Source organism: Paenarthrobacter sp. AR 02, assembly GCF_021538675.1.
Taxonomy (GTDB): Bacteria; Actinomycetota; Actinomycetes; order Actinomycetales; family Micrococcaceae; genus Arthrobacter.
In genome coordinates, this window is record NZ_JAJUKH010000010.1 from 1 (window position 1) to 24914 (window position 24914).

General features: G+C 60.7%; 24 protein-coding genes. 13 read left to right on the plus strand and 11 right to left on the minus strand.

The genetic code is table 11. The features are described 5' to 3' along the window. From LRQ04_RS20785 to LRQ04_RS16280, 3 genes are all read left to right on the plus strand, one after another. A partial coding sequence (locus LRQ04_RS20785; protein WP_374198954.1) for an integrase core domain-containing protein occupies positions 1-118 on the plus strand: 118 nt, incomplete at its 5' end. Positions 119-897: 779 nt separating this feature from the next. Next, complete coding sequence (locus tag LRQ04_RS16275; protein WP_235521420.1) at positions 898-1710, plus strand: hypothetical protein; 813 nt, start codon at positions 898-900, stop codon at positions 1708-1710. Between the two features lie 562 nt (positions 1711-2272). Next, positions 2273-2872: a hypothetical protein gene (locus tag LRQ04_RS16280; RefSeq protein ID WP_235521421.1), complete on the plus strand. Its 600-nt coding sequence runs from the start codon at positions 2273-2275 to the stop codon at positions 2870-2872. Between the two features lie 771 nt (positions 2873-3643). Here LRQ04_RS16280 and LRQ04_RS16285 read toward each other — a convergent pair. From LRQ04_RS16285 to LRQ04_RS16320, 8 genes are all read right to left on the minus strand, one after another. Beyond that, positions 3644-4534: a GIY-YIG nuclease family protein gene (locus tag LRQ04_RS16285; protein ID WP_235521422.1), complete on the minus strand. Its 891-nt coding sequence runs from the start codon at positions 4532-4534 to the stop codon at positions 3644-3646. 64 nt (positions 4535-4598) lie between these two features. Further along, on the minus strand, positions 4599-6563 hold the full coding sequence (locus tag LRQ04_RS16290; protein ID WP_235521423.1) for an SIR2 family protein: 1965 nt from the start codon (positions 6561-6563) through the stop codon (positions 4599-4601). Between the two features lie 114 nt (positions 6564-6677). Then, entirely contained in the window at positions 6678-9143 is a 2466-nt protein-coding gene (locus LRQ04_RS16295; RefSeq protein WP_235521424.1) for a DEAD/DEAH box helicase family protein, read from the minus strand. Beyond that, the gene (locus LRQ04_RS16300) at positions 9140-10750 is read right to left on the minus strand and encodes a site-specific DNA-methyltransferase (RefSeq protein WP_235521425.1); all 1611 of its coding nucleotides are present in this window, start codon (positions 10748-10750) and stop codon (positions 9140-9142) included. The genes LRQ04_RS16295 and LRQ04_RS16300 overlap by 4 nt, the downstream gene beginning before the upstream one ends. A gap of 214 nt (positions 10751-10964) precedes the next feature. Beyond that, positions 10965-11276 carry a hypothetical protein gene (locus tag LRQ04_RS16305; RefSeq protein ID WP_235521426.1) on the minus strand — a complete coding sequence of 104 codons (312 nt, stop codon included), beginning with the start codon at positions 11274-11276 and terminating at the stop codon, positions 10965-10967. A 38-nt stretch (positions 11277-11314) separates the two neighbouring features. Beyond that, positions 11315-12613 carry a Y-family DNA polymerase gene (locus LRQ04_RS16310; RefSeq protein WP_235521427.1) on the minus strand — a complete coding sequence of 433 codons (1299 nt, stop codon included), beginning with the start codon at positions 12611-12613 and terminating at the stop codon, positions 11315-11317. After that, the gene (locus LRQ04_RS16315) at positions 12606-13037 is read right to left on the minus strand and encodes a LexA family transcriptional regulator (protein ID WP_235521428.1); all 432 of its coding nucleotides are present in this window, start codon (positions 13035-13037) and stop codon (positions 12606-12608) included. The genes LRQ04_RS16310 and LRQ04_RS16315 overlap by 8 nt, the downstream gene beginning before the upstream one ends. A gap of 198 nt (positions 13038-13235) precedes the next feature. Beyond that, positions 13236-14249 (minus strand): ATP-dependent DNA ligase, encoded by a 1014-nt coding sequence (locus LRQ04_RS16320; protein ID WP_235521429.1) that lies wholly within the window; start codon positions 14247-14249, stop codon positions 13236-13238. An 848-nt stretch (positions 14250-15097) separates the two neighbouring features. Here LRQ04_RS16320 and LRQ04_RS16325 point away from each other — a divergent pair. From LRQ04_RS16325 to LRQ04_RS16355, 7 genes are all read left to right on the plus strand, one after another. Next, positions 15098-15532, plus strand: a complete 435-nt coding sequence (locus LRQ04_RS16325) for a hypothetical protein (protein WP_235521430.1) — start codon at positions 15098-15100, stop codon at positions 15530-15532. A 79-nt stretch (positions 15533-15611) separates the two neighbouring features. Then, a complete protein-coding gene (locus tag LRQ04_RS16330; RefSeq protein ID WP_235521431.1) occupies positions 15612-15962 on the plus strand; it encodes a DUF3846 domain-containing protein in 351 nt (116 codons plus the stop codon). A gap of 79 nt (positions 15963-16041) precedes the next feature. Continuing rightward, on the plus strand, positions 16042-16317 hold the full coding sequence (locus LRQ04_RS16335; protein ID WP_235521432.1) for a hypothetical protein: 276 nt from the start codon (positions 16042-16044) through the stop codon (positions 16315-16317). A gap of 781 nt (positions 16318-17098) precedes the next feature. Continuing rightward, on the plus strand, positions 17099-17341 hold the full coding sequence (locus tag LRQ04_RS16340; protein ID WP_021474734.1) for a hypothetical protein: 243 nt from the start codon (positions 17099-17101) through the stop codon (positions 17339-17341). Between the two features lie 548 nt (positions 17342-17889). Continuing rightward, on the plus strand, positions 17890-18153 hold the full coding sequence (locus tag LRQ04_RS16345; protein WP_235521433.1) for a glutaredoxin family protein: 264 nt from the start codon (positions 17890-17892) through the stop codon (positions 18151-18153). Beyond that, positions 18150-18914, plus strand: a complete 765-nt coding sequence (ssb, locus tag LRQ04_RS16350) for a single-stranded DNA-binding protein (RefSeq protein ID WP_235521434.1) — start codon at positions 18150-18152, stop codon at positions 18912-18914. The genes LRQ04_RS16345 and ssb overlap by 4 nt, the downstream gene beginning before the upstream one ends. Next, on the plus strand, positions 18871-19170 hold the full coding sequence (locus LRQ04_RS16355) for a hypothetical protein (RefSeq protein ID WP_308194965.1): 300 nt from the start codon (positions 18871-18873) through the stop codon (positions 19168-19170). Before ssb ends, LRQ04_RS16355 begins: the two co-directional genes overlap by 44 nt. A gap of 361 nt (positions 19171-19531) precedes the next feature. Here LRQ04_RS16355 and LRQ04_RS16360 read toward each other — a convergent pair whose 3' ends face one another. From LRQ04_RS16360 to LRQ04_RS16370, 3 genes are all read right to left on the minus strand, one after another. Beyond that, entirely contained in the window at positions 19532-19885 is a 354-nt protein-coding gene (locus LRQ04_RS16360) for a VOC family protein (RefSeq protein WP_235521435.1), read from the minus strand. Positions 19886-20329: 444 nt separating this feature from the next. Next, positions 20330-20641, minus strand: a complete 312-nt coding sequence (locus LRQ04_RS16365) for a hypothetical protein (protein WP_235521436.1) — start codon at positions 20639-20641, stop codon at positions 20330-20332. A 32-nt stretch (positions 20642-20673) separates the two neighbouring features. After that, a complete protein-coding gene (locus LRQ04_RS16370; protein WP_235521437.1) occupies positions 20674-21363 on the minus strand; it encodes a hypothetical protein in 690 nt (229 codons plus the stop codon). Positions 21364-21599: 236 nt separating this feature from the next. Here LRQ04_RS16370 and mobC point away from each other — a divergent pair, with 236 nt between their 5' ends. The 3 genes from mobC to LRQ04_RS16385 are packed head-to-tail and all read left to right on the plus strand — an operon-like array spanning position 21600 to position 24884. Further along, positions 21600-21992 (plus strand): plasmid mobilization relaxosome protein MobC, encoded by a 393-nt coding sequence (mobC, locus tag LRQ04_RS16375; protein WP_235521438.1) that lies wholly within the window; start codon positions 21600-21602, stop codon positions 21990-21992. Positions 21993-21994: 2 nt separating this feature from the next. Then, entirely contained in the window at positions 21995-23632 is a 1638-nt protein-coding gene (locus LRQ04_RS16380) for a relaxase/mobilization nuclease domain-containing protein (protein WP_235521439.1), read from the plus strand. A 31-nt stretch (positions 23633-23663) separates the two neighbouring features. Next, entirely contained in the window at positions 23664-24884 is a 1221-nt protein-coding gene (locus tag LRQ04_RS16385) for a hypothetical protein (RefSeq protein WP_235521440.1), read from the plus strand. Positions 24885-24914 lie beyond the last annotated feature (30 nt).

Below are 24914 nucleotides of genomic sequence, written 5' to 3' on the forward strand. Positions count from 1 at the left end.
AGAAACCGAACGCCAAGCCTGTTACCAGGACTTCATCGAGCACTACAATCGCAGCAGGCCACACACGGCACTCAAAGGCGCCTCCCCAGCCAGCCGCGTCACCAACCTACCGGGTTAGTACACCTAGGTGTCAGCGAAATCACCATACGCCGCGCCTTAGGGAGCTCTTAGCGGGACACGGCCCCCCAGATCCATGACTGCGAGGAGTCTGGTGTCTGAGGTCATCGCGTTTCTTATGGCTGTGCCAGCCGTACCTGATCAACAGCTGACTTGCTAATGTCACGGAAGTGACAGCACGCTCGGAAGTGAAACGGAAGTGACGCGATAATGAGACATAAGGTCGTCCGCCGTTGCGGGAGTCACTCTGGGTGGGGAGGACGTGCGTAACCATACACAAGATCTTGACTGGCACTTTAATCTGGAACTGAAAAGTCCTTGTCAGAACAGCAGCCAGCACATAGGGCCCCGAGGGTGGCGTTCAGGACATTGCGTACGCATAAAGGCCTAGGCAGCACCTCGTAACGTAAAGTGCAGGCACCGAAGGCCATCCCGCTCGAATGAGTTACCAGGACAAGGGAATATCAGCCAAGGCCAACGGCTCCTGCACTCCAAACTAGGTGTGCCCCCGTTTGTCTCGGGCTGAGCCACCGTTAGTAGTTCTACGGCGGCTACGTGAAGCAAAGTAACAGCGTTCAGGCACCATACTGTATGACCATCCAACCTCTGCAACTGCAGAGGTTTTTTCGTTAAGTACCAAAGGAGGAACCACTTAGCTCAGACAGTCAGCTCCAGCAGAGATCGATTCGCCCCTTCGAAGGACCATCCCCGTGGATGGTCCTTTTCTTTTGCCCTTTGATCATCCACGCGTCACACGCCCTAACAGCTCAGGAGAACACCATGAAAATCCACCAGTATTCCAACTTCATCGAATGGACCGCCAACACCTACCTCGAGGAACGCAAGCACGCTGACAAGGATTCCCAGGAAACGCGGTGCTGGCTGAGGTCGTACGGGATCACAGCAGGACGAGTCAACGCCTATCTCCGGGGCAGGCAAGGGAGTGGTGCGACGATGCCCAACTCTTTGGTCATGGACATCCTTGAAATCGGCCACTCCAAGGAGCGAGAGACTGTGGAAGAGCTCTACTCCATCGACGCACTGCTCTCCACTTGGAGCGCCTTGGCCCAGGTCTACGGTCGCACGGCAACCCCGGCAGAACTCGAAGTCGCCAGGGTCGAGTTGATCGCCGAGGCAGCCTACGCGCTCATCATGACAGCAGCTCAAGGATTCCCGGGCCGCGGAAGCCTGCTAAGGCTGTACTGGCAGGAGAGCGAACTACTGGACCTCACCCTGATCAGGAAGAGCACACCGGGGCTCAGTAGTGTCGGCGCCAACCTGGAGCTGATCAAGCGCTTCAGAAAGGACCTTCCGAAGAAGCCAAAGAGTCTGCACCTTCCACGTCGCCGGAAAACGCTGGAAGGTGCGTCACAACCCATCACTCCTGTAGACCAGGGCGCGGTACAGCCTGTGGCAGACCCGAAGAGTGATATCCCAACGGCCAAGAGCATCACACCGGTCGATCCCTACGGCGAGGACCGCCTTCCCGCCCTACCGACCTCAGGCAGGCACTGGTCCGAGCCTTCTAAGAACTCGTTCTACTGGGTTTATGGCAATTGGCCTGATCGATGGGACAACACCTTGCCCTACTGAGAACTCTCGCCCGGCGTGCGGCGTCCTGTTGCGACAGAGCACCGCACGCCAGCAGAGGACGATATCAGCGTCAGTACCGGAAATGTTAAGGCCGAGCAGTTGAACTACGAATCCAGGAATGCTCGTTCCGGTCCTCAGGAGGTCCCAGTGCGTTAGCGGGGGTCTCATCGGAGAACTGCCTTGGTTCCGCGTTCATGCCCGGCGCCCGTTAGCCGGTCGTCCACCGGCCGCTCCGTCACGGTCCTTCCGCGCTCAGAACCTCCGCCTGTTCTAGCCATTCTCGGATTCCCGTATACCCTGCCCGAATAAATGCCCGGTGAAGGAGCCCTATACGCTACAGCCCGAGCATGCTCATGTCCCGTCCGGGTGTGTTCCATTTCCAAGGCACTGGCACGGCTTTTGGTTAGGGCAAACTTGCAGAGTGAAGAGACATGTTCGCACCGTATGGGGTGCGCTTTGGGTAAACCGAACAGGTTTGGAACAAATCTTGTTGTTGGTTTCCGCTGGCCTGGTTGGTCTACTAGTGGCCTCAGTGATCGCGCTTGTGCGCGAGTCAGCACCTATGGCAACTGAGTGGGGACCAGTTGCGGACTGGGTGGGTGCTTCTGTGACGTTCTTGGGTTTCGTCGGCGCAATCGCCGCCCTCAGGGTTCAAAGGAAGTCGGTTGACGTTCAACTAGAGCAGCACAACGAGGCCAAGCTAGTAAAGGAGCGGGCTGAGCGCTCCCGAAGAGAAGCTGCGGCGGCAGAAGCTCTGAAGAAGAAGGAAAAGGATGCCAGGGCTGTTAAGATCACCACTTCTGCCGAACGCCCTAAAGATCCCCCGGGAAGCAGATACGCTTACAAGCCACGGTTCTCTCTGAAGTGTCGTCTTGAGTTCCCGCTCGGTACCGAATACACCGATGTGGAGTTCAGACACCCAGATAAGCCGAGTGGGTTCTATGTTGCGCAAGATACAATCCCCGCCCCCAATTTCAGTGTCGGTGGGCGAGGGGGCAATCGCTTCCTATGGGAAGCTCAGGGAGATTATTGGCCCCATGGTTCGGAGACAGAAGCTCCCACTTGGGTGGCTAAACGGACCTCCGTTACGTTCACAGATGCAGCTGGCGCCAGGTGGTTACTCGACGGCACCGGAACCCTTGCAGAGGTCAAAAGGGATTGATGCCGACTCGGGGGCTACTCATCCCGAACGGTCGAACCTAGCCGAGACGAGGTGTATCCACTTCCGGCACAAGCAGGGAGGCTCCGGATGGCTTGGGGCGGCACGGGGAAACTGCTCAGCACCTCCATGGCAAGCAACTCATCATGGATTGGGCGCGCGACCAGCCAGGTTCTCCCATGGTCTGTCGAGGAGGCGTTCTGGGTCCCCGGCGCCCGGCTGCGGAGCGACGTGAAGGCGGAGCTTGCTAGCGGACGGCAGTTCGCGTTCGAGGTCTAGCGTAAGCCGCTGGACCGTAAAAACTGGGACCGCCGCCATGGCGGAAATGAGCGTGGTGGTGTCGCGATGTGTGCTGTGGTCCCCGGACGTTCCCGATCTGGTCGTGGACCTGCCGCTGACGAGCGTCGTCATGGACATGGCACACGAGTCGATCGCCGTCTTAGTCGCGAACTACGCGGCAGGCTACCGCCCCCACGGCGGAAGCTATATTCTCAGCCCCACCCACTACGCCGCTGCGCCGCCGCCGGAGATGGCTCAGTACATCGGAGACAAGCCTGAACCGGACCGGGTTGCACAGATCAAAGCCCATCGAGAAGCTGCAGCGAGGCCAGCAAAGTCAGCGTGGGAGCCGCCGGTTGCCTCGTCTACTACGAGAGTGGTAGCGGGTGGAGCCGCAGCGAACGTGAGCGGCAGCGACAGATGGAGGCCATCGCAAGCATCTTCGGTAGGAAACGCTAGGCGGGTGCGCGTATACATAGCCCTCCCTGCATGGTTTCAGGCATCGGAGCTCAGGGCCTGATCTTCTAATTGCTGGAAGGTGCGCCCATCCGCGGTCTTCCAGGTAATCCGTCCATTGACGTTGCCTCCGACGACGATGGCACCGGCGGTACTGGGGCTGCTGAACAGGTGGTCTTTGACAAAGACATATTCCTCACCGCGAACCTCAACAACGCCCTGTTCAACCAGAGCCGCACGGCGGCGCGCCAGCGAGGCTGAGAGGGAGGGCCGGGCTGTTGCTTTACCGACAGAGCCTGCGAGGACGAGCACGCCTTCTGTGGTCGGCCTGGCACGGGCGTCGGTTCCGCCCTCCGTGAAGAACAGAGTTTCCGCAGCCTCTCCTTCCCCGGGCGTACCAGCAAGGCTGATCTCGCGGACCGGCTCCAGGACCGGGTATCCCAGGGTGGTCAAGAGAACGGAAATAGTTTCCAGATACTCCCGGCAGTCGGATTCGAGAGGCGGCGGCGTGTGCGGGTTCGATGCCTCGTTGCCGTTATGCAGCCCGTACCGTTCCGCATGCGTGGCGCTCTGGATCGCCTGCCACTCCATGTATCCCGTGTGCGTGTTTGTCCAAGCGTTCGTTAGCGAGACAGCAACCAGGGCGCGGTCCCAGAAATCCTTCTTGTCCGAGTGCTGCTTGAGCCTCTCACCCACGCTGCCGGTCTGGCCGATATAGCAGGAGGGCAGTCCTGACGACGAAGATCCGAACAGGAAATAGACAGCCACCTGTTTGGATTCCGGCATATCCCGGAAGTCTCTCAACAGGGGCCGTGGTATCTCGAAAACCCTCACCGTACGCGTGGTGATCTCAGCCATCCGGATGCCCGCCGGATCACCCTGGGGAAGGTAAATCTGGATGGTCTGGGGCAGCGGCGTTCTCGGCGACATGCTTGCATCCTAATGAGGTCAGCGAAAGAACTGGCGGCAGGGGCGCGTCTTAAGTCAAGGAAGGCTAAAGATCGCCGATCCGGAAGTTGTCGGGGACAGTTCCGCTACCGCCGGGCATGCTGCGAATGGCAACTTCATGGCCGATTCTGCCAATGGCTACATCCACGGCAGTACACAGGGCCGTAAGGTCTCCTGGCTGTCCTCCAGCGAACCCTGCCTGCGAGAGGGGGTGAAGATCGCCCTGCATATCGATCTCTGCGAGCAGCCTTTGTCCTATGGACGATCTGAACACTTCGATGCTTGTGTTTTGGATGTTGACGTAGGGTCTGAAGACGGGGACTTCGTCTGCGATCCCGCCGATTTGCATGTCATGACGGCGGTTGGCGTTGCGAAGTTCGCGCTCGGCTGCGTCGTGCTCATCCAGGTCATTGCTGGAATTCGCGGCCTCCATGCGCTGCTTTGCTGATTCCAGGTAACCAGCAGTCCCGCGGGCAACTTCAACAAGGCGTACTGATAAAGGTTTCGCAAATGTTGATTCTACTAGGCGAAGGAATTCGAATCTGTCCCATGATTCTTCGAAGTTTTTGGCCCCTACTGTGAGGTGTTGAACGAAGAGTGGCAACAACAGTTTGAATAGCCGGCGGCCGGGGGCCGCGTCTTCGCGAAACACGACGTCGGGTGCTAGCAGTTGTGAAAGGTGGATCTGCCTTCTGGCCGGATCTTCGGTGTGCAGATTTAGGAGCGCGTGGACGAGGTCCAGCCTGCCTGCGGCGGTCGCGGCGACGCCTGCCGCATAAAACATCTGAAGCGCACAAGTGAGCTGGAGCTCTCTCACGTGACGTTGTCCAGGGCCGGTTGTCTCGGCCGTGAAGCGGATGATTTCTCGTACCCACCATTGATCCGTTTCAGCAGTTCCCCAGTATGCGGCTGTGGCGATCAAAGCCGTTGGGACCAGCGTTGCTTCTTCTACTCGGTCCAGCATCCGTGCATATCCGCCGTCAGGGGATTCCGATCCGGTGCGGCTCAGCAGCAGGTCTTTCTGCCGGTGAAGGTTGTCGAATTCCTTTTGCAGGAGGTCATGAAGTTGGACAGCGGTGGTTCGTCCGGACAAGTATCGTTTGGCTGTTCCGACAGCTACGGCTGGAACCAGAGGGTGCCTTGACTCCCGGTCCCTAAGTGCATCAACAGCGTCGGCCAACCGTCCGATAGCGGTGTCGGCATCAGAGCTGATTTTGACTGCTGCTATCAGCGAACGAAGATCCTCCGCAACAGGACTTAACTGTCCAGGGTCGATCCAGTAAGGCGCGTAGACGCGGCGAGCACTCCTTGATATTGCCTGACGCAGGGCAGGATCGTATGTGGCTGACCAGCCCACCAAGATCAGACCATAGTCAAACAGGATTCTGTCCAAGAAAGTGTCTACGTGTTCGGGATATCCAGCAAGCTCCGCGCGTGTGTTGAGCATTGCGCTGGGGTTCAGATAGTCACCGTGGAGGTGCACGATCAAAGCCTGAACGGTGTGGAGCGGAGCCAGCCCATGGATGTCGGATGGATGACTGACCACCACCGGTTCGATGCCCAGGTCCTTGAGTGCCGTTTCCATGAGGCGGTCAAAGTTCAGTGTGAGAATGACACGTACAGAGCCAGCGGCTACAAGTCGAGCAATTGCTCGGTGGGCGGCGGTTGGCCTCTTCAGTTCCAGCTCACGTTCGAGGTCTGAGGGTTCAAAATACCCACGCAGCAATTGCTGGCGTGCATGTTGAGTGGGAGCTAGTCGCTCCAGCAGACTTTCATAGGAGGCCTGCTCGCCATATTTCCGTTCGTACCATTCGAAAGGATCTTCCGGACTCTCGCCTTCGGCTCCGGCCAGCTGTTTCAGCAAGTCTTCCTGGACTCCCCACGCCGAGGGGACGCCGCTGGGGATTGAGATGCCGGCGCCTAGGATACAGGCGTAGGAGCCCGGGGTTGAATGCAGGGAAAAAGCAAGGCTTATGACCTGGTCGAAATTGATACTCGTCAGCGGCTCCACGGGCTGCTCCTAGGATTCTGGCAAGGAGTACCACTGTAACGGGTGTTGTTCGCGGCCGATGTCGCAAGTCGCCGTCGGATAGCCAGTGATCTTGGCATGAAGGATCGGCCGTTCTTACTCGGGATTTGTCACGGTAAGTAGCCCATTCCATGACCCAGATGAGCGCTTGACATCCGTCTCAGTAATGAACATGTAGCGCCATTGGCCGAACTGTTCGTCATCCTCGTCACGCACTGACCGGGCCCATTGCTGGGCCGCAGCTTTCTTGTGGAGCACACCTGGGTCGGTCGATTCCTTGTCCGACTTCCCTTCAATGATCCAACGCGTTCCCCGTTTATCGATGGCGATGAAGTCCGGAAAATATCGGCCAGCTTCATCTGTCGGAATCCACACTGGCCCTTGGGAATCCAGACGCAACCACCACGCGACCTCGGAGTCGTTGTCGATAATATGGGCAATTTCCCACTCGGTTGACTTGGCGTCAAATGACGCAATCGGCATAATGTTGCGCCTCCACCCCTTGTATTGAGCACGGCGAATGAACCCGCCGTCGTAGGCACCCGGAAGAGAAGGATCCACTAGAACCGGCTCCAAAGGGAGAACCACGGGCTCGAGTATTCTCTGGCGCTCAGTTTTCCGGTTACTCACTGCCTCCCGGATGAGGCCTCGCAACCCCTCTACAGCCATTTTCTTGCGGTTCTCTGACCAGACTGCAGTTTCATCCTCATGAGTGGCCCCTGCTCCGGCAAGGAATGCGTCAACTATTCGTTTGGCGGCGCCTCGCTGTGCCTTTGTACTTTCGACCTCCGGCCGCGCCATGACGGCAGCTATGAGTTCTTCACGAACGGTGTCAAGTGGTGCGGTGGACTGGATCGCCTCGACCTGGTCTTGAGGTGTTGCAATGACTCCGACGTCGTCGCCACGGCGTTCGGCTTCCAGAGCCACGCGGCGCATAAACAGCGGTATTTCACGGGAGTACCGCTGACCGAGCGACCTTGCATCCTGATCTGCAACGGTTGAGAGAGTGAACTGGGTCTGGACAAGTCTCGACTTCTCCAGAGGAAACACAATAGTCGGTGCGCCCTCGACCCGGCCCTTCTTTTCCGGCCCTGGCGTATCCAGCTTCTTGTCCAGGTCCGCGGCTTTCAGGCCGCTGCCTGGCGTCACTAGCGAATCGGGGTTGGATGGCATCAGATCAGGAAGAAGTGAAAATAGGCCGGGTTGCCCGTTCGAATCGTATTCAGGGAGGTCTTCAGGGATTGCGGCAGGCTGCTCTTCCGGTGCCTTCGACCAGTCGAACGGCAGCGTGCGTTCTAGCTCGTCGCGCGGCTTCGGCTGCAGTCGTTCATTAAGGATGTCCTTCTTGGCTAACAGTTTCTGGTAGGAGTCGTGCGCAACGAGATCGACTTGGTCGATTTCGGCAATGTTGGTGCGTTTCCCGAACGGCAGGCGCAAACCTCGTCCGAGTACCTGTTCGGTCAGCATCTCGGAATCGAGCTTTCGCAAAGCAGCGATGACGGCAATGTTCTTTACGTCCCAGCCTTCCCGGAGCATGTTCACCGAGACTATTGCCCGGATAGGCGAATCCGGAGATTCGACCGCATCCAACGCTGCGAGGGCCTCATCAGAAGATTGTGAGGTGATTTCAAGAACCGCGTTCGGATCTCCAATGAACTCTGGTCCAGCCAGCAATTGACCGACCTCGCCAGCATGCTCGATGTCTTGGCACACGACGAAGAGGGCTGGCTTCACCGACGGTGCTCCGGGGACCTCTGAGCTATAAAGTCTGTACGCGGCGTCCTTTCGTCGTAACAGGTGACAGGCATCCGATAATCTGGTCCGTTCGTCCTTCATGCCGTCTTGCCTGTAGACCAGAACGGGGACCTTAACAAGGCCATCTGCGATGGCCTCAGCCAAGGTGTACTGGAAGACCACCTTGTCTTCATCGGCTTTCGCAGGTGTAGCGGTGAGCCCGACCAAAGCCATGGGGGAGAGGCTTCTGATCGCCGCGGAGAAGGACGCCGCCTTGTCGTGGTAGACGTGATGTTCATCGGTGATAACGATCAGGTCATCTTGGCCCTGCAGATGATCGTAGAGTGCATCGCCAAGGTTCTCGTCCACTTCATAGACTCGACGCGAGTTGGAAGCTTTGGGCCGAATTAGCTGCTGCACGTTGAACACAAACAGCTTCAGCTTGTCCCCGTCATGCAGTGCTGCACCCATCGACGAGGTTCGGAAATTCTCGGGAGTGATCACCAGAGGCACATGATCGCCGCCGGAGATGAACTTGGAAGATGTTCGATCAAAGTTCGCGAGCGTCTTCTTTTGGATGGTCGAACCCGGAGTCACTATCAATACGTTGCGGACACCTTGAACCGCCAAGTATTCGACTAAGGCCACCATGAGGAATGTCTTGCCGACGCCTGTGGCCAAGTCATTCACTAACTCGACGTAATCGCCGACAGCCTGCGCCAGGTGCTTTACTGTCGCGGCCAGACCAGTGCGATTCGGCAGCCTCAAATCAAGGCGCGAGGCAATGTCATCAAGGAGTTCGCGGTCGAAAGTAATGGACTGCTTCACTTAACTGTCCTCTTCATGAACAAATCTTCCGGCGCTTTGCGGATCCTTGAGCCAGGGGAGAGTTCCCGCAGAAGCTCGGCTACGCCTTCTTGGAGGCCTTTGGCAACAACCATTGCCTTTTCCTGGGCGGCTAACGAAGAAACAACGACCCGGACTACATGCTCGTCAGCCATTCCATCGATAACGGCCAAACGAGTACGGCCTTTGCGGCCGCAGAAAATGGGGTCCCCTTCTTCAAAACGGAAGCCAAGTTGGCCACAAACCGAACGCGAGAACGCCCCGTTTACAGCATCCTCGGAAAGGTAAACGGTTCCGTCTTCATCGACCTCGTACATTGACGGTGCCATCACGGCGGTTCCAAATCCGCCGCCGCCAGCCCAACCGGTGCTGGCTGTGACTCCACCAGTCTCTGTGCCATCAATAATCGCCTTGAGTCTTGGCTCTATGAACGTCGCAACCGTATCCGACTGTAACTCGACGCCAACCCATCGACGCCCCATCTTGTGTGCCACAGCCAGCGTTGTTCCGGAACCGGCGAAGCAGTCCATGACGATGTCGCCGGGGTTGGACCCGATGTGCAAAATGCGTTCAAGCAGTCGTTCCGGCTTCGGAGTACTGAAGGGGACTATGGACGGAAACAGGGACCGGATCTCCTTCTTTCCCTCCTGGTTGTGGCCTACCTCCGTATACGGCCACCAAGTCGAAGGTGTGACACCTTGTTTGACCTCAGTGAGGAATTTCTTGATGGCCGGCCTGCTTCCGCCATCCTTGCCGAACCAAACCCGGTTGTCGGCGACCATTTCTTCGAAACGATCCTCTGTGTACAACCAACACCGGCCGGAAGGAGGTTGGTACTCGTTGCCGGCCGGCGTCCTCAGGGTGTAGAACTGACTCGCTCTGCGCCCAACATCCGCCTTAGCTGTGGCGTCAGCTGCCTTCCATGGACCGCGCGGGTCGTTGTCAGGATTCTTGTACTGCGCCGTCTGCTTTTCATCCCGAGGCATAAGGTTGCGGCTTTTCGCCCAGGTGGGGCGATCCTTTGCATAGAGCAGTATGTAATCCTGGGAAGCGGACACATCAGTTCGGTTCTCCGGGGCATACACCTTTTGCCACACAACTGTTGCGACAAAATTTGCGGCACCGAAAATTTCATCAAGCAAACAACGCATACGGTGAACTTCGGCGTCATCTAGGTGCACCCAGACAGAACCATCATCGGCCAGCAGGTCCTTGAAGTAGACGAGCCTGTCACGCATGAGTGTTAGCCAAATCGAGTGCTCTAAGGAATCGGCGTAATGCTCAAAACCGACCTGTGAGGTGTTGAAAGGCGGATCAATGTAGACCAGCTTGACCTTGCCACGGTATCTATCTGCCCATTCGGGAACAGAAACCAAAGCCCGCAATGCGTCGCCGGAATCCCCTGTAATCAGCAGATTGTCGTCCGGGCCTTCTCCATAGGAGCCGTTGACATCGACCGTCCTAACTTCACGGGCACGGGGGTCCTGAGTGCTGACCCATTCATAGTCATACTTGCCGTGGTCTACTGGAATCAGGGCTTGGTCCTTGCCCATCCACGTCAGCTCAAGCCGCCCCTTGGGGTTACTCATACGTAAAAATATCCTTCATTCAGCAAACTCCGCGCGGAGCCAGCCCCTTGATTCTATAGGGGGCGTCTGGCCGGTCCCTTGCATAGAGAAGCTAAGGGAAGAACCGATTCGGGGTGAGCTGCAGGCCGAGGGTAGCAACGTGAAGGTTGACCGATTCCGCAGGGTACCTAGCCATAACTGGGCCGGGACGGGGAGCGGTACATCTGTTCTGGCACTAGCTGATGGAGACGAGCAGCCACTGGGTGCCCGCAGGTTCGCGCCGAAGCAGGAAGGTCCGCAGGTCCGAGTTGGATGAGAACTTGACCTGTACACGCCAATACTCGATGTCGACGATGTTCCCGACCCCGACCGGCGCGGTGCGGCGGGTTTCCCACCAGGAGTCCCGTTCGAACCAGTGCATTGGTTCTTCGGTAATCACCCACAGGCGCCCGTCGTGCCGGACGGCCAGCGGCTGGCCGGCAGGGTTGAACCGTACCGCCACTTCGGGGAAGGCGGTGTGGGTGGGGTGTTCGGGTGCCAGGGTCATCTGGTCGTTTCCTTCCAAGGGTGGTGGCGGCCGCGGGGTTAGGCGGCTTTGACGAGGGGGAGTTCGTCCCAGTGGGTGGTGTATCTGGGGGAGAGCATGTCGCGTTTCATGGTCCAGTCGGGTCCGCCGCGGATTCCGGCGTGGCCGAGGCCGATGGAGCCGCGGCCGTAGCGTTTGGCCACGTCTTCGAGCAGGATCCCGATGCCGCGTTCTTCGTGGGGGTTTCCGAAGATTTCCAAGGGTTTCTGGTTCCCGGACGGGCGCAGGTCGGTGACCATGATCCCGGCCCGGACGTACTTCACGCCCTCGAACACCCGGGGCAGGAGGGCGTGGGCTGCCTTGGTCAGGATCACCGGGTCAGCGGTGGGCATCGGCAGGACCACGCAGGTGGAGGGGAAGGATTTTTCGTTCGGGTTGAAGTGCGACGTCCCCGCGAACGCCGTCAGCACCTTCGCCTGCAGGTCGTGCTTGGCCAGGCGTGCGCTGGCCATTTGGGCGTAGACGCTCATGACCTGCCGCAACCCCGCCGTTGTGGTGATTGGGGTGGAGAAGGACCGGGAGAAGATCAGCTGGTCCCGCCCGATCCGTTCCTCTTCCACGGGGATGCATGGGGTGCCCTGGAGTTCCAGGACGGTGCGCATCATGACAATGGAGAACTTGTCCCGGATGGCGACCGGGTCCGCCCGGACCAAGTCGGCGATGGTGAAAATCCCTATCGCGTTCAGGCGTTTCGTAAGCCGGGTGGCCACGCCCCAGATCTCGATCACGGAGAGCTTCGCCATGAGCGCTTCGCGCTGCTCGACCGGCACGGATTCCCAGCGGCAGACACCGTTGAAGGAGGGGTTGTTCTTAGCCCATTTGTTGCACAGTTTCGCGAGCGTCTTCGTCGGTGCGATGCCGACGCAGACGGGCACCCCGACATGCCGCCGGCACGCGGCCTTCATCTCCCGCCCCAGCTCCAGGAGCTGGTCGGGTTCGCCTTTGACGCCGAGGAAGGCTTCGTCGATGGAGTACACCTCCAGCCAGGCCGAGTACCGGCCCAGCAACTCCATTACCCGGGAGCTGATGTCGCCGTAGAGTTCGTAGTTGCTGGACAGGGCCACCAGGCCCCATTCCCTGGCCCGGGGCCGCAGTTTGAACCACGGATCCCCCAGCCCGATCCCGAGGCGCTTCGCTTCGGGGGAGCGGGTGACGGCGCATCCGTCATTGTTGGAGAGGACAATGACGGGCTTGCCCTCCAGGGCCGGGTTGAAGGCGCGTTCGGCCGAGGCGTAAAAGCAGTTCACGTCCACGTGGGCGATTTCCTGCATCCGGCGCATTACCGCGGGCTTAGACATGGTGGAGGCACCGTTCAGCGACTCCCCAGATCGTCAGTTCCGATAACGCCGGAACGTGAATATCCGGAAAGCGTGGATTGTCGGCCTGCAGGACCACCCCTGTGGGAGTGATCCGTAGCCGTTTGATCGTCAGTTCTCCGTCCAGGACGGCAACGACCACCGAGCCGTCTTTTGGTTCCCGTGCGCGGTTGACGATCAGCTCGTCGCCGTCGCTGATTCCGGCCTGCTCCATGGACTGCCCGACAACGCGGACGATGAAGGTGCTGGTCACGTCTTTGATCAGGTGTTCGTTGAGGTCTATCCGCCCCTCAAAGTAGTCCTGGGCCGGGGACGGATAGCCGGCAGCCACCGCCAGCGGTGCCAGGAAAACCGTCACCACAGACAGTCCCGCGTCTATCACACGGGGGCCAACTATCACGCCCACAACACACCTTTATTCGAAACTATGTTCGAAAATAACTGTACTCCAAGCGACCGACAAGATAAGGACCTTTCGGAATTGCATCCAACGCAGGACTCGGAGATCGGCTGTGCTGAGTGGCATGAGCAGGCGTAGCCGTCACCCCAACGTGTGTGCTTCGACCTTCCCTGAGGGGGACAACCCGTCCGCAAGAGGGCGGGGTTACCGGTTGTGGAGGTGCGGGGGAAGCCCGACCTCGGAAGGGTCCAGCTCGAGTCTGGCCCGTAGATACCGGACCGGGTGCCTGAAGGACTGGCCGGTCCACGCGACATCGGCTGATATCTCCACCACTATCGGCTCGACCAGTGTGAGGTGTACAGGGCCCTTGTCTTTGCTGAATCTGTTCAGCGAGGACTCGCTGACCTCCTCAGGCCACGGGTGCCCGGAACGGGCCGGGTGGAGCTGGCGGCCCAGCTCACGGCCCACCCGGGTGGAAAGCACGCTGGAGCGCCCAACGATCTGCAGCTCCCCATCGATCGGCAGGCCGGCGATGATGGCCTGCGGCTGCGTGACGGGGCCGGTGACGGCCGCGCACACCACGTCGAAAGTGTTTTTGCTCTTCAATTTCAACCAGATGCGCGACGGCTCATAGCTCTGCGATCCGCCCTTGAACACCAGCCCTTCCACCCCCGTGGCCGGTAGGTCCTTCAACCAGGTCTTCGCCACGTCCATGTCGGTGGTGGCGGGGGAGAGGTTCAACGGCGCGGCCCATTCACGGGCCAGTTCCTCGAGCAGCTGCCGCCGCCCCGTGAACGGCAACGACCGGATATCCTGCCCGGCAACGGCCAGCACGTCGAAAGCCGCATACGCGGCCGGCAGCTCACGGACCAAGGCCGGCAGAGCCGCCCTGGAAGTGACCATGCGCCGCTGCAACGCCTCAAAATCCAGCCGATCCCCATTCCAGATGATTGCCTCCCCATCCAAAGCAACCCCTGCCGGCACCTGTTCCTGGATGGCTGCGACCAGATCCGGCAGGATCCTGGTCAGTTCCTTCCCCTGCCGTGACCACAGCGTCACCCCATCCGGCTGCACCAAGGCTATGGTCCGGTACCCGTCCCACTTTGGTTCGGCCCACAGCCCGCCCGGCAACGCCCGAGGTCCGGGGAAACTCTTGACGAGTTTCGCCAGAGCAACGGCAACGGGTGGTTGGAGCTCCTGCGGGATGGACTCGCCCATGGGCTCAGCCTAGGCCCGAACACCCCAGAAAAGGTCTGTTCCCGGCCTGGGACTTCTAGTGCGTGTGCTTGTTCTCGAGGTGCACGCCCCGGAGGATCGCGCTGATGGCGCGAAGGGCCTGCGGATCCTCCTTTCAGGTGCCGTTCCGGCTGCACGCATGAAGGTGCTTCACCCCAGCCTCCCGAAGGGCTTCCAAGAACTCGGCCTGGGCCGCGTCCATGTCGGTCCGCTGCTCGGCGGTCAGCGGGAGCTGTTGCACAGGCTCGATGACGGCCGGGGCGGGGGAGGGCGAGGCGGGGTGTGTTGTCCGGTGCCTGGTGAAAAGGCTTCGCCAGTCCCAATGTTTTCTGCTCCCTGATGGGTGTCCCGCCGGCAACATGGGGGATGCCTCCGGCGGGACAAACCCACGGTACCAACCCCACCGATGGATCGACAGGCCAGGGCTGGTCTCCGCTGCGCTCCCGACCAGTAACGGACGTCCACTACGTGGCCGGCTGTTGGGTGCCGCCGGTCCGTCGCAGAGCTCCTGCCCGCCACCACCTGCTCGTTTAGAAGCGTTTTGCTGCTGTCCTGTCGGATTATGCCGCCCCGTGCCATCCCTTCGAAATCCCGTTCCGGGATCCGCGGCACGGAAATCCATGACTCTTTTGCCCTGGTCCCTCGCCAGCTCGGACCCGTCAAAACAGTCATAGATTGCCGTGCCTTGGCCCTAAAGGGTTCTCCGGGCCGGCCCGGGTCAGCTAACTGGCTTCGCCAGCAGGAAAAACAACGAACGGGGGACCGGGGGTGCTGGCCACTCACCAGAGCGCCCCGCCCACCACCTTTCTCGGCAAAGAAAGAAGACACCAATGAACAACGCAGTGACCAAGAAGACCGTGACCACCGCCGACACGGGGGAGACCATCCACGACGTGCCCGTGCTCGTGAACTACCACCTGAACGACGGGTACGACTGGATGGACGTGATCGGCGAACACGGCTGGGCCGTGATCCCCAGCTGGGGCTGTGACGGCTGGGACCTCGGCCAGTGGCCTTACGTCATGGTCGCCGGGACCCGCACCGCGGACGGCATCGGCAACTTGTTCGGCATGGCGACCTACTGCGAAGGCGACGTCCAAACCACGTTTTTCCGCACGAAAGCGAGGTTTTGGTCCGCCTTGAGCGAGCAGGCGTTTTTCCATTGGACGAACGGACCGGCCCAAGGCCCGGCCGACCTGCCCGGCACTGCGGCTGAGATGCCCAGCCGCTACCGGATCCCGTGCACGCTCGGCGACGCCGCCTAAACCCGGCCCATCAACCGGTGCCCCGCCCGACGGGCGGGACACCACCCCCAAACTCTCATCACCAGTAAGGACACCAACCGTGAGCACCTGCACCGCCCTGATCATCCCCGCCAACCCGGCCGAACCCGCACGTCTGGAGACCATCGACGCAGGACTACAGAGCCTGCAAACCCTGGTGGGCGGGAACATCGAAGCCGTCAGCGCCCAGGACTGGCATTTCTACCTCAACGAGGAAGGCAAAATCCTGGGCCTTGCCCCGAACCGCCGCGCCTGCGAGCTGGTCCTTGAAGAGACCGGCGGGCTGTTCGACATCTATTGCGGCGACGTCGTGGCCCTCGGTGAAACCGACGACGGCGGAGAGGGAAACGTCCCCGAGCACCTGATCGCGACTGCCCAGCGACTCTTCGGCCTCCAGCAGCCCACCGCCTAAAACCCTCCAACAGGTCTTGCCGGGCGGAACCCACCGCGCGGCAAGACCCCGCCCGTTACCCCGAAAGGCCACAGAGACCATGACCGAGACCCGTAGCATCGCCCAGACCCTTGCCCAAGCCGTGGTGTTCCTCGGAACCCTCGCCGCCATGGCTGAAACATCCCCCGTCGCCTACAGCGCCACTGCAGCGGCTGATCTTGCTGCGCACATCCGCGGTATGGCGCACGCCGTCACCGCCGAAGCCCACATCGAGGCGGGCGTCCTGGACATCACCCGGCAATACGCGGCGCTTGACTGGCACAACGAAAGGGTCGCCGTCCTGTTCGCCGCCGAACACCGCCCCGCACTCCGCTAACCACGCGGTGGGCCGTTCGCCTTTGGTGGGTGGGCGGTCCGCCGCAGGTGGCTGGCCCGGGTGGGTGGTCGCCGGCGGCGGACCGCCGTTCCCGCACCAGCGCCCGGGGTGGTTGGCTCGTGGGAGCGGCGCACCCGGCCCGGGACGCACCATGGGTAGGATCCGGTGGGAACCAAGGGAGGGGTGCTCGCTGGGCGAGCACTAAAGGGCGTCCACTTCGTGGCCGGCTGTTCCGGTGGTGCCGGTCCGTCGCAGAGCTCCTGCCCGTCACCACCTGTTCTTGAAAGCGTTTTGGCTGCTGTCCTGTCGGATTGTAAATGCCCGTTCCAGCCCGTCAAGCCCCTCCACAGTCGGGGCCTGCGTCCCAAAAATTCTTTAGCCGGGATCCTCGCTCGCTCGGATCCCCGCAAGATTTTTTGGCCCTTGCCACAAGGGTCGACAGGCTTCCATCGGGCAAGCTCCGCAAGCCGGCAAAGGCAAACCCGGCCAACGCTGTTGCCGCGATGGCCAATTTGTTGGTTGGGGGGATGCCCAGTGATGCGTTCGCAGTTGATGTACTCACAATTCCCCCGTTTCGTAAGTGGCGGATGAGTCCAGCCGGGGCATCGGCCACCCGGAATGTTCCTCCGCGATGACGCAACGATCATCATTCAACCGTTGCAATACCAGCGTCCGCCGCGCCTACGGCGGCACGGCCGAAGAAAATGATCGGCGGCTACCTGCCATGACCCACGGTTAGGATCTATCAACAACAGGGGAATGTACTCGGCTTGGGGGAGCTATGAAGATGATCATTCTGGCCATTGCCGTGTGGGTGTTAACCGGCCTGATCGCCGTTTTGGGAGTTACCGCTGGTGCCACTATCTGGGCGTACATGGAACCGGTAGTCGATACCGCGCCCATGCCAGTGAGCTACTTCGCGGCAGCCAGTGTCGGTTTCCTGGCCCTGCTTCTGAGCTTGGGTGTCAGCGGAGGCATTACCGTCCACGCCGCTCGGTGTAATGCCAGCAGCAAGACCTTCTGACCACACTTTGGGGCGGAACGTCGCTTCAGAGCGGCAGCCCCGCTTGGGCCCCTTCCCCATGGGACGAAGCTAACTGGCCCGGCCAACCAACCGCGCGACATCGGTTTTCTCAGCCGGGACGACTCAGGAAACCCCTTAGTTACGGGTGAATGAAAGGTCGCCGAGGCGTGACAAGGCTATTCAAACGGGCCAAAACCCAAAGATTTTCCCGGCAGGGCTGAATACGCCAGGATCGGTTCTGCAGAGGACTTGTGACCTCTGGGTGCTCTCTACTCCTGTGCAAAGAACGCCAATCTCTGCTCGCAGTACCCACAGAATGACCTATTGAAGGGGACTTCTGACATTTTGTGCCGTCAGCTTCTGAAAATGACATATGTCCACCCTGGCCGGGCCCAGCATCGGTTCTGTCTGCGGGGAAATACACATGTACCAAAAGCCCTAAAATACGGGCTAAAACGCTTTGTTTTCTACCTGAATAACAGTAGAATTGAGGTATCAAGTCGACCAGACGAACGAAACCCGAACTGATACGAAACGTAGGACTGACAATGACTTCTTCAACCCCTGATTACACGGTGTACACCAAGCCCGGCTGCCTGAACTGCGTCAAGACGATGGAGTACTTCGACCGCAAAGGCATCCCCTACCGTGCCGTCGACATCACCAAAGTTCCTGAAGCGCTGACGTATATCTGCGAGGATCTTGGCTACTCCGAGGCGCCCGTCGTAGTTAGTGCCGATGGTGAAAATCATTGGTCCGGGATCCGCATGGACAAGCTGACCCAGGCGGCGCTGCGCCGTAAAGCGGCATGAGCGCCCTCGAGGCCTGGAAGGCCAACGAACGGTTCCGGCTCAGCGGACGCCGGCAAGACGACCTCGAAGAGTTCGGCCGCACCGCAAACCCCACGGGACGGATCAACGTCACCGTCACCAACCCCTACACCGACACCGCCAGCGACACGGAGTACGACGTCGCGCCGGCGGGTGGGTCCTTGGTGATGCCAGGTCTTCCGGACTGGCCCATCGGCACCACCCTCGGATACCCCTTCACTGACACCACCGACACGCACCACCCCTCCACAGACGCCGTCGGTGCCGGGCCTGCTGAGAGACAAACCGACGGCGAAACGACTCCTGCAGGGCAGTCCTCGGAAGTCCCGGCAACATCCGGTGAAGCGTCGGCAGGGGAGCCGGTCACGGTGATCGGCAACCTCGTCGCCGACCCGCGGCTGAAGGAACTGGGCACCGGGTCCGTGGTCGCGAACTTCACCATCGCCACCACACCCCGAACCTGGGACCAGGGCACCCGCCAATGGCAGGACGGGGAGACCGTGTTCCTGCGCGCGAGTGCCTGGAACGCAACAGCAAGGCACGCTCAAGCGTCGCTGACGAAGGGTTCCCGGGTCATCGCCGTCGGAACAATCAGGTCCCGCGCATTCCAAGGCAAAGACGGGCAGCCCAAAACAGTGAAGGAATTGGTCGTGGAAGACGTGGCGGTGTCCTTGAAGTTCCAGGGCGTCACTGTTGAGCGTGACCAACAACGAGGACGTCGGGAGGACCGTGCAGCGGGCTAAACGGGACGATAACTCCATCACGGCCAAGTTCACCCGGGATGACGCGGAACAGATCCGCGCCGTCGTGAAAAACGTGGGCGTGCTGGAGGGTTATGGTTCGGTGAACGATTTCGTCGAAGCCGCGGTCAAGCGGGAGCTGCGGCGCGTCCAGCGGAAGTACAACGGCGGGAAGAAATGGGAGGGCATCAAGGCAGGCGGCCTCCGGCCAGGACGACGGACCCGCGCTGAAACAGCAGCCCACGAAGACCACTCATAAACCCCGGTGACGCACCGGAGGGTGCGCACGCATCGCCACCTTGAGTGAGATGGCATTTTTGTCTTCACCGAAGAACAGAAAGGGCCGGCAGTTGCCGGCCCTTTTTCTGCCTTAACTCCCCACGCACCCGGCGCGCCGTATACACGGTGCGCGGATGCTTGCCCGGGCGTCAGGCGGGCGGGATGAAGTTGAGGCATCCGGCACCTGGATCTGGCAGGACGACACGTCAGAAGGCTCCACCCTGTGGGGTGGAGCCTTCTTGCTGTGAGAAGCCTTTGGGATTGGTCCCGGTGTAGGGGTTGATGCTTGATGCCCTAGTGGGTTGTTGGGCTGGCTCAATCAGTTCGCTCGTCGAGGGTGTTCAGCGGTCGACGATCAGCAGGGTGTTCTGGTCCGGGTCGGTGGCGGTGAACCAGAAGCATGTTTGGTTGTCGCCGTTGATGTCGCTGGGTTCGCCGCCGTTCCGGGTCAAACGGTCGTGTGTGGCGTGCAGGTCTTCTGCGAGGAGGTTGAACGGCGCCCAGGGCAGGCCGGGTGGTGAGCTGATCCCGCTGGCTGGCCCGAGCAGGGTGAGCCGGTGACCCGAGGCCCCGGCGTGGAGGACTGCGGCATGTTCTTCAACACTGATGGGGCGCATGTCGAAGGTTTCGGCGAACCATTCGGCTGATGCCCGGGTGTCACTGACGGGGAGAAAAACGCTTCCAATCTTCGTCATGAGCAGAGTCTAAACAAACCTTTTCGACAACATCGGCCCAACGGATTCCGGTACGGGCTGTTCTGCCTTGGACCGTTCCGGCCCGAACCCCATGCACACATCGGTCAGCCCCATGGTGTTTCGGGACACGATCCTTCCGTGCCGGGATCCGTCCGAAGGCGTTTGCAGCTGCGCTCTTGTCGTCGTTGTCCTGGCGGAAAAGAACCTGGCCAATGATGCCCGGGGGAGCCGGCGGCGGGTGTCAACCCATAGGGAGCTTGGCCGTTTTGGTGACCACCTTCGGGTGGAGGCTGTGCACGGCCACCGCTCCCTCAAGGGTTTGTCTTGAGGGGGTGGTGTGGTGGTGGTTGTGTGCAGCCGGTCAGGTGGGTCCCGTCGTCCACGTGGGTGCGGGAAAAGCCCGGAGGTTTTTAGCTTTTGCCGTGCCCGGGTGGGCGAGGGGCCTCAGAGCTGCTGGGCGGTTTCGCTGCTTGCCGGGTCGGTGTCCGCGGCGGGGGTGTTGGTGGTTTTGTTCTGTGTTTTGCGGCGCCGTCCGGCGGCGGCTGGTTCGAGGCCGAGTTTTTTGAGTTCTTCGGGGCTCCAGCCGTCGCGGGTGGCTTTGACGTAGGCGCGTTTGTCGTCGCGTTCTGCGTTGGCGAGTTGTTCTTTGAGGTCGGTGACGCGCTGTCGGGCTTTGACGAGTTCTTCGACTGTTTTGATGCGTGAGTTGAGGAGGGCGCGGGCCTGATCTTTGGTGCGTTCGATATCGATGGGCATGCTGCTGTTTGCCTTTCCTTGGATGGGTTGGTTCAGCGTCCGTAACCGGCGCTGATCGCTGGTCTCTGTGCGGGGCCGTTTGCTGCGGCGGCGGGAGCCGCTGCAGCAGGTGCTGCTGTGGCGTTGTGGGGGTAGGAGAGGGCGACGGTTCTGAGGCTCTTGGGCATGAGGTAGCGCCCGTCGGGGTCGTATTGTTCTGCGTATTTGTCGATGACTTCGTCCAGGGTTGGCCGGTGGTAGGCAGCGGTGACCTGGTCGCGGGTGGGTAGTTCTTTGGCGACCTGTTCGGCGAGCACCCCGGCGTGCTGTACACGCGAGGCGGGAAGCGCTTCGGTGAGGGCTTCTTCAATGGCCGGCTGGACCGCGGCCTGTTCCGACGTCAACACCGCCGGGGCCGTCCTGGTGGTGTCGCCGCCTGGCGAGTCAAGACCGACAGAGTCCGGGGGGATGGTGGCGGTGATGATGACGGCGTAGCCGTCTTCTCCGATGCTGGCCGTGGTGCCGGTTGTGTTGCGGAGGTGACTGGTGGCGAGGTCGTCGATGACACCGCCGACGAGGTAGTCGGAGCTGTGGAGCAGTTGGGTGGCTTTGTCGAGCAGGTGCATGCCGGGTCCGCGTTCGATATCGAATCTGACGTAGACCTGCTCAGGATGGCTTTCGTTCGCTTCCCGGTATCGGGCTTCGGCCAGGCGCGGAGCGCCGCTGGTGTCTTCGTTCAGCATGGTCCCCCCAAATGCTTGTGACTGGTTCAGACCCAACCCACCCTAACCACCAAAAGCACCCCGCCACGGGATATCGTCGGGCGTGCCGCCAAATCAAAAGACGCGGAGCAAGCTATACATTTACACGGGTGTAAATGGCTTGTCGTCCTCGACACTGGCGGTCGAGTACGGCACACTGGTCAGTGTGGTCCCCGTTTCAGGGTCGCTGCGCTGGGCCTTTGAAGGAGGGGATTGGGTTGTCGGATGAGGAGAGCACTCACCGTCCCAATCTGTCGCGCCGTCGTCGTGCGAACACTCCGGCAGGGACGAAGAAGCGTCGTGACGTGTGGGTCACGGTGGAGGAGGAAGCCGCCCTCGTGGCGAGGGCCGAACGCGAAAAGGTGACCGTTCCGAACCTGCTGGTTTCGGCGGCCCTGGCCGAACGAACTGACTCACCGACCGAGCGCCGTGCCATAGCAGCTGAGCTCATGCAACTGCACCTTCTCTTGGCCCGATCGTCGAACAACATCAACCAGCTCGCACGGCAAGCCAACGCCACGAGTGAGTTCCCCATCGAAGCCAGTGAAGCGTTGAAGCATCTTCGCTCAGTGGCCATGAGAATCGATGATGCCATTGATGGGTTGATGTAGGAATGATTCCGAACATCACACGCGGTTCGCGCATTGGTGGCCTCATGGTCTACCTGACGTCGACTGACACCGATAAGACGAAGAACGCCCACAGTGACCCTCACTTGGTGGCCGGTGATGCGGCGCTTATGGCTTGGTATGACGACGGTGTTCTGGATCGCGATGACGCCTTGGCCATTGCCAAACACCTGGACCGTCCCCGCAAGGCATTCGGTGTGTCGGTTCAGATCAAGGATTTCGCCTGGGACGCGGCCAAGAGGGAACGCGTGCACGTCGGTTACAAGGACGCCAGTGTGTGGCATTGTTCGCTGAGCCTGCGCGCCGATGAAGGTGCTCTAACGGACCAGCAATGGGGCGACATCGCCAACGACTTCGTTGATGCGATGGGCTTCACCGAGGCCAGCGGAAAAGACCAATGCCGTTGGGCGGCCGTGAACCACGGCACCAGCGAAAACGGTAACCACCACATCCACATTGCCGTCTCGTTGGTGCGCGAGGATGGCACCAAGGCATCCACCCACGGCGACTACAAAAAGGCGCAACAGACCTGTCGCGAACTGGAAGTTAAGTACGGACTGGAACAACTCTCCAGCGTGTACGCCACCCGTGGTTACGACCAGGCAGAGAAGGCCACCGCGGCCAGGGATGAACGGGAAATGCACCGCTCATCGCTGGCACGGAAAGTACGGGCCAGTGCCAGCGCATCCGCAAGGGAAGGCGAGTTTGTTCGACGGGCCCGCGACACCGGAATGTTGCTGCGGCCGCGTTACGCGAAGAACACCACCGACGTCATCGTCGGCTACTCCGTGGCGGAACGGCCCAAGGTCGGGGAGCGGCCTATTTGGTTTGGTGGTGGCACACTCGCCTCCGACTTGAAGCTGGGTGCTTTGCGTGAAGCGTGGATGGACTCGCCCCACCTTGCCACCGAAGCTGCAGCTGAGTGGAACGCCGCTGCGCGTAACAAGCGCACCGTCTCCAGGACCGGGCCGGAGAAGGCCACCCCGTCGCCCCAGGTGTGGGTGGAGTACACCCGCAACGCTGCGGCCCTGGCGGAGCAACTGCGGTCCATTCCGCGTGAGGATCACGCCACCTGGGCGAAGGCAGCACGCGAAGTTTCCGGTGCCTTTGCAGCATGGTCGCACCGTCTCGAACCCACGCCTGGTCCGCTGGCCGCGATGGCGGCTGAACTTTCCCGCTCGGCTCAACTCCGGGCACCCAAGGCACACAGCAAACCCATCGCTCTTCCCTCCATTGCCGGGACCGCGATGCTGTTCATGGCGGCGTCGTCCAAGAACATGACCGCCGCGCAGACAGCACTCATGGTGCAACTGATCAACACCGCGTTCGCCGTGTACGAGATGCATCAGCAGTCCGGCCGGACCCGGGAAGCCCAGCGCATCCGCTCCGTTGTGGAGAACCAGCTCGCACCGTTCACCGGAACCATGCCCAAAGCCGCCCCACCGGACGCCGGACAACAGCAAACGACAGAGGCAGCGGTGCCGCCACGTGCAATCGATATCGCCCGCCGAGGCATGGTTCCCATCCGTCCTGGATCCGCAGTGCCGAGCGCACCCACCGCCACTCCGGCAAAGACCTACCAGCCCAGCCGCAGCGACACCGGCCCGGGACTCGACCGATAAGAATCACACCACTAGTGCAAGGGGAACACCAATGAGTGAATCAGACGGAATGGACGACTTGCTGGACGGCGGACTCCGCCAGTCCCTGATGATCGCCTCCCGCATCGCCGAGACCCTCGCCCGTCGACGGCAGGAAGACCAGCGGCAACAGGAACACCGTGACGCGCAGGCATCGCACGAAGCCGCCGCACGGTTGGCAGCCGAACGCAGCACCGCCCACGCGGTCCTGTCACAGGTGGACAAGGACCAGTGGTGGGACAACGCCCAACCCTCGGACATCGCCATAGCGCATGCCGTCGCCGAGGGATGGAAAGACTACGATCCCACCGCGCTGTCCGCCTCGGAAAAGATCCGGCAGGAAGTCCTCAACCGCTACGGCATCGACACCAGTGAAGTGGCCGGTGCAGAGCTCGAAGCCGGCATCCAAACGGCGGCGTCCGAGAAGGCCCAGGCCGAGCAAGAGCGCAGACAGGACGAAGAGCACAAAGCCGATGCTGAGCACGAGAAAGCGACGCAACTCATCGCGGCCGCGCATGCCGAAGAACTCCGTGCCCAAGCGGCGAAACTCGCCCCAGAGATGGAGCGCCACCAAGTGCCGGTGGAGTATCTGGCCAACCCCGCACTGACCAAAGCACTCCAGCTTGCCCACAACGCGAAAACACCCAAGGCACGAGAGGTAGCCGACTCCGAAATCAAGGAGCGGATGTTCCTCATCGGCAAAGACGGCGTCAACGGACCCGACATTGACCAGCTCCGCAAGGAAACCACCGCCAACGTCAACGGTGCAGGCGATGAACACTTCAAAGACCCCGCCTTCGTGGATGCAGCCAAGAACCTCCACGAAGCCAGACTGCTGGCCGAAGGCGGATTCAAAGGATCCAAATGGTCCACCCAGGAACAGCGGTACGAACGCGCCGAGAAGGAACTCTTCACCCGCATGGAAGACGTCGGCCGCGAGATCGAGAACCGCGTCACCGGCAACGGCAGCGACCGATTGAAGGATCAGGGCCTGAAAGCTGAATCTGCTGCGCAGGCGGTCTACGGGTCCGCTGAACACCATGAGAAATTTGCGGAATCACTGTCCGATACCGGGGCAACTGAAACGCATATACGGGGCCGGCTCGCAGCCGCCCGCAGCGAGGGCACACACCCGAGCGCAGCCGTGGCCAACGCCAAGGCAACAAGAGCACGTAAGTCCAGTCGTGGGGTTTCAATGGGATCAGAACGTAGCAAGAACGGTCTCAGCCGCTAATTACGGATCGTCATGAACCGACCCTCTGTG

Excerpts from the sequence above, each read along its gene's own strand:
- LRQ04_RS16280 (WP_235521421.1), top strand. The coding sequence starts at position 2,273 with ATGGCAACTGAGTGGGGACCAGTTGCGGACTGGGTGGGTGCTTCTGTG.
- LRQ04_RS16285 (WP_235521422.1), bottom strand. The coding sequence starts at position 4,534 with ATGTCGCCGAGAACGCCGCTGCCCCAGACCATCCAGATTTACCTTCCC.
- LRQ04_RS16340 (WP_021474734.1), top strand. The coding sequence starts at position 17,099 with ATGAAGATGATCATTCTGGCCATTGCCGTGTGGGTGTTAACCGGCCTG.
- LRQ04_RS16365 (WP_235521436.1), bottom strand. The coding sequence starts at position 20,641 with ATGCCCATCGATATCGAACGCACCAAAGATCAGGCCCGCGCCCTCCTC.
- LRQ04_RS16380 (WP_235521439.1), top strand. The coding sequence starts at position 21,995 with ATGATTCCGAACATCACACGCGGTTCGCGCATTGGTGGCCTCATGGTC.
- ssb (WP_235521434.1), top strand. The coding sequence starts at position 18,150 with ATGAGCGCCCTCGAGGCCTGGAAGGCCAACGAACGGTTCCGGCTCAGC.
- LRQ04_RS16325 (WP_235521430.1), top strand. The coding sequence starts at position 15,098 with ATGAACAACGCAGTGACCAAGAAGACCGTGACCACCGCCGACACGGGG.
- LRQ04_RS16300 (WP_235521425.1), bottom strand. The coding sequence starts at position 10,750 with ATGAGTAACCCCAAGGGGCGGCTTGAGCTGACGTGGATGGGCAAGGAC.
- LRQ04_RS16385 (WP_235521440.1), top strand. The coding sequence starts at position 23,664 with ATGAGTGAATCAGACGGAATGGACGACTTGCTGGACGGCGGACTCCGC.
- LRQ04_RS16335 (WP_235521432.1), top strand. The coding sequence starts at position 16,042 with ATGACCGAGACCCGTAGCATCGCCCAGACCCTTGCCCAAGCCGTGGTG.
- LRQ04_RS16275 (WP_235521420.1), top strand. The coding sequence starts at position 898 with ATGAAAATCCACCAGTATTCCAACTTCATCGAATGGACCGCCAACACC.
- LRQ04_RS16320 (WP_235521429.1), bottom strand. The coding sequence starts at position 14,249 with ATGGGCGAGTCCATCCCGCAGGAGCTCCAACCACCCGTTGCCGTTGCT.
- LRQ04_RS16305 (WP_235521426.1), bottom strand. The coding sequence starts at position 11,276 with ATGACCCTGGCACCCGAACACCCCACCCACACCGCCTTCCCCGAAGTG.
- LRQ04_RS16370 (WP_235521437.1), bottom strand. The coding sequence starts at position 21,363 with ATGCTGAACGAAGACACCAGCGGCGCTCCGCGCCTGGCCGAAGCCCGA.
- LRQ04_RS16360 (WP_235521435.1), bottom strand. The coding sequence starts at position 19,885 with ATGACGAAGATTGGAAGCGTTTTTCTCCCCGTCAGTGACACCCGGGCA.
- LRQ04_RS16310 (WP_235521427.1), bottom strand. The coding sequence starts at position 12,613 with ATGTCTAAGCCCGCGGTAATGCGCCGGATGCAGGAAATCGCCCACGTG.
- LRQ04_RS16345 (WP_235521433.1), top strand. The coding sequence starts at position 17,890 with ATGACTTCTTCAACCCCTGATTACACGGTGTACACCAAGCCCGGCTGC.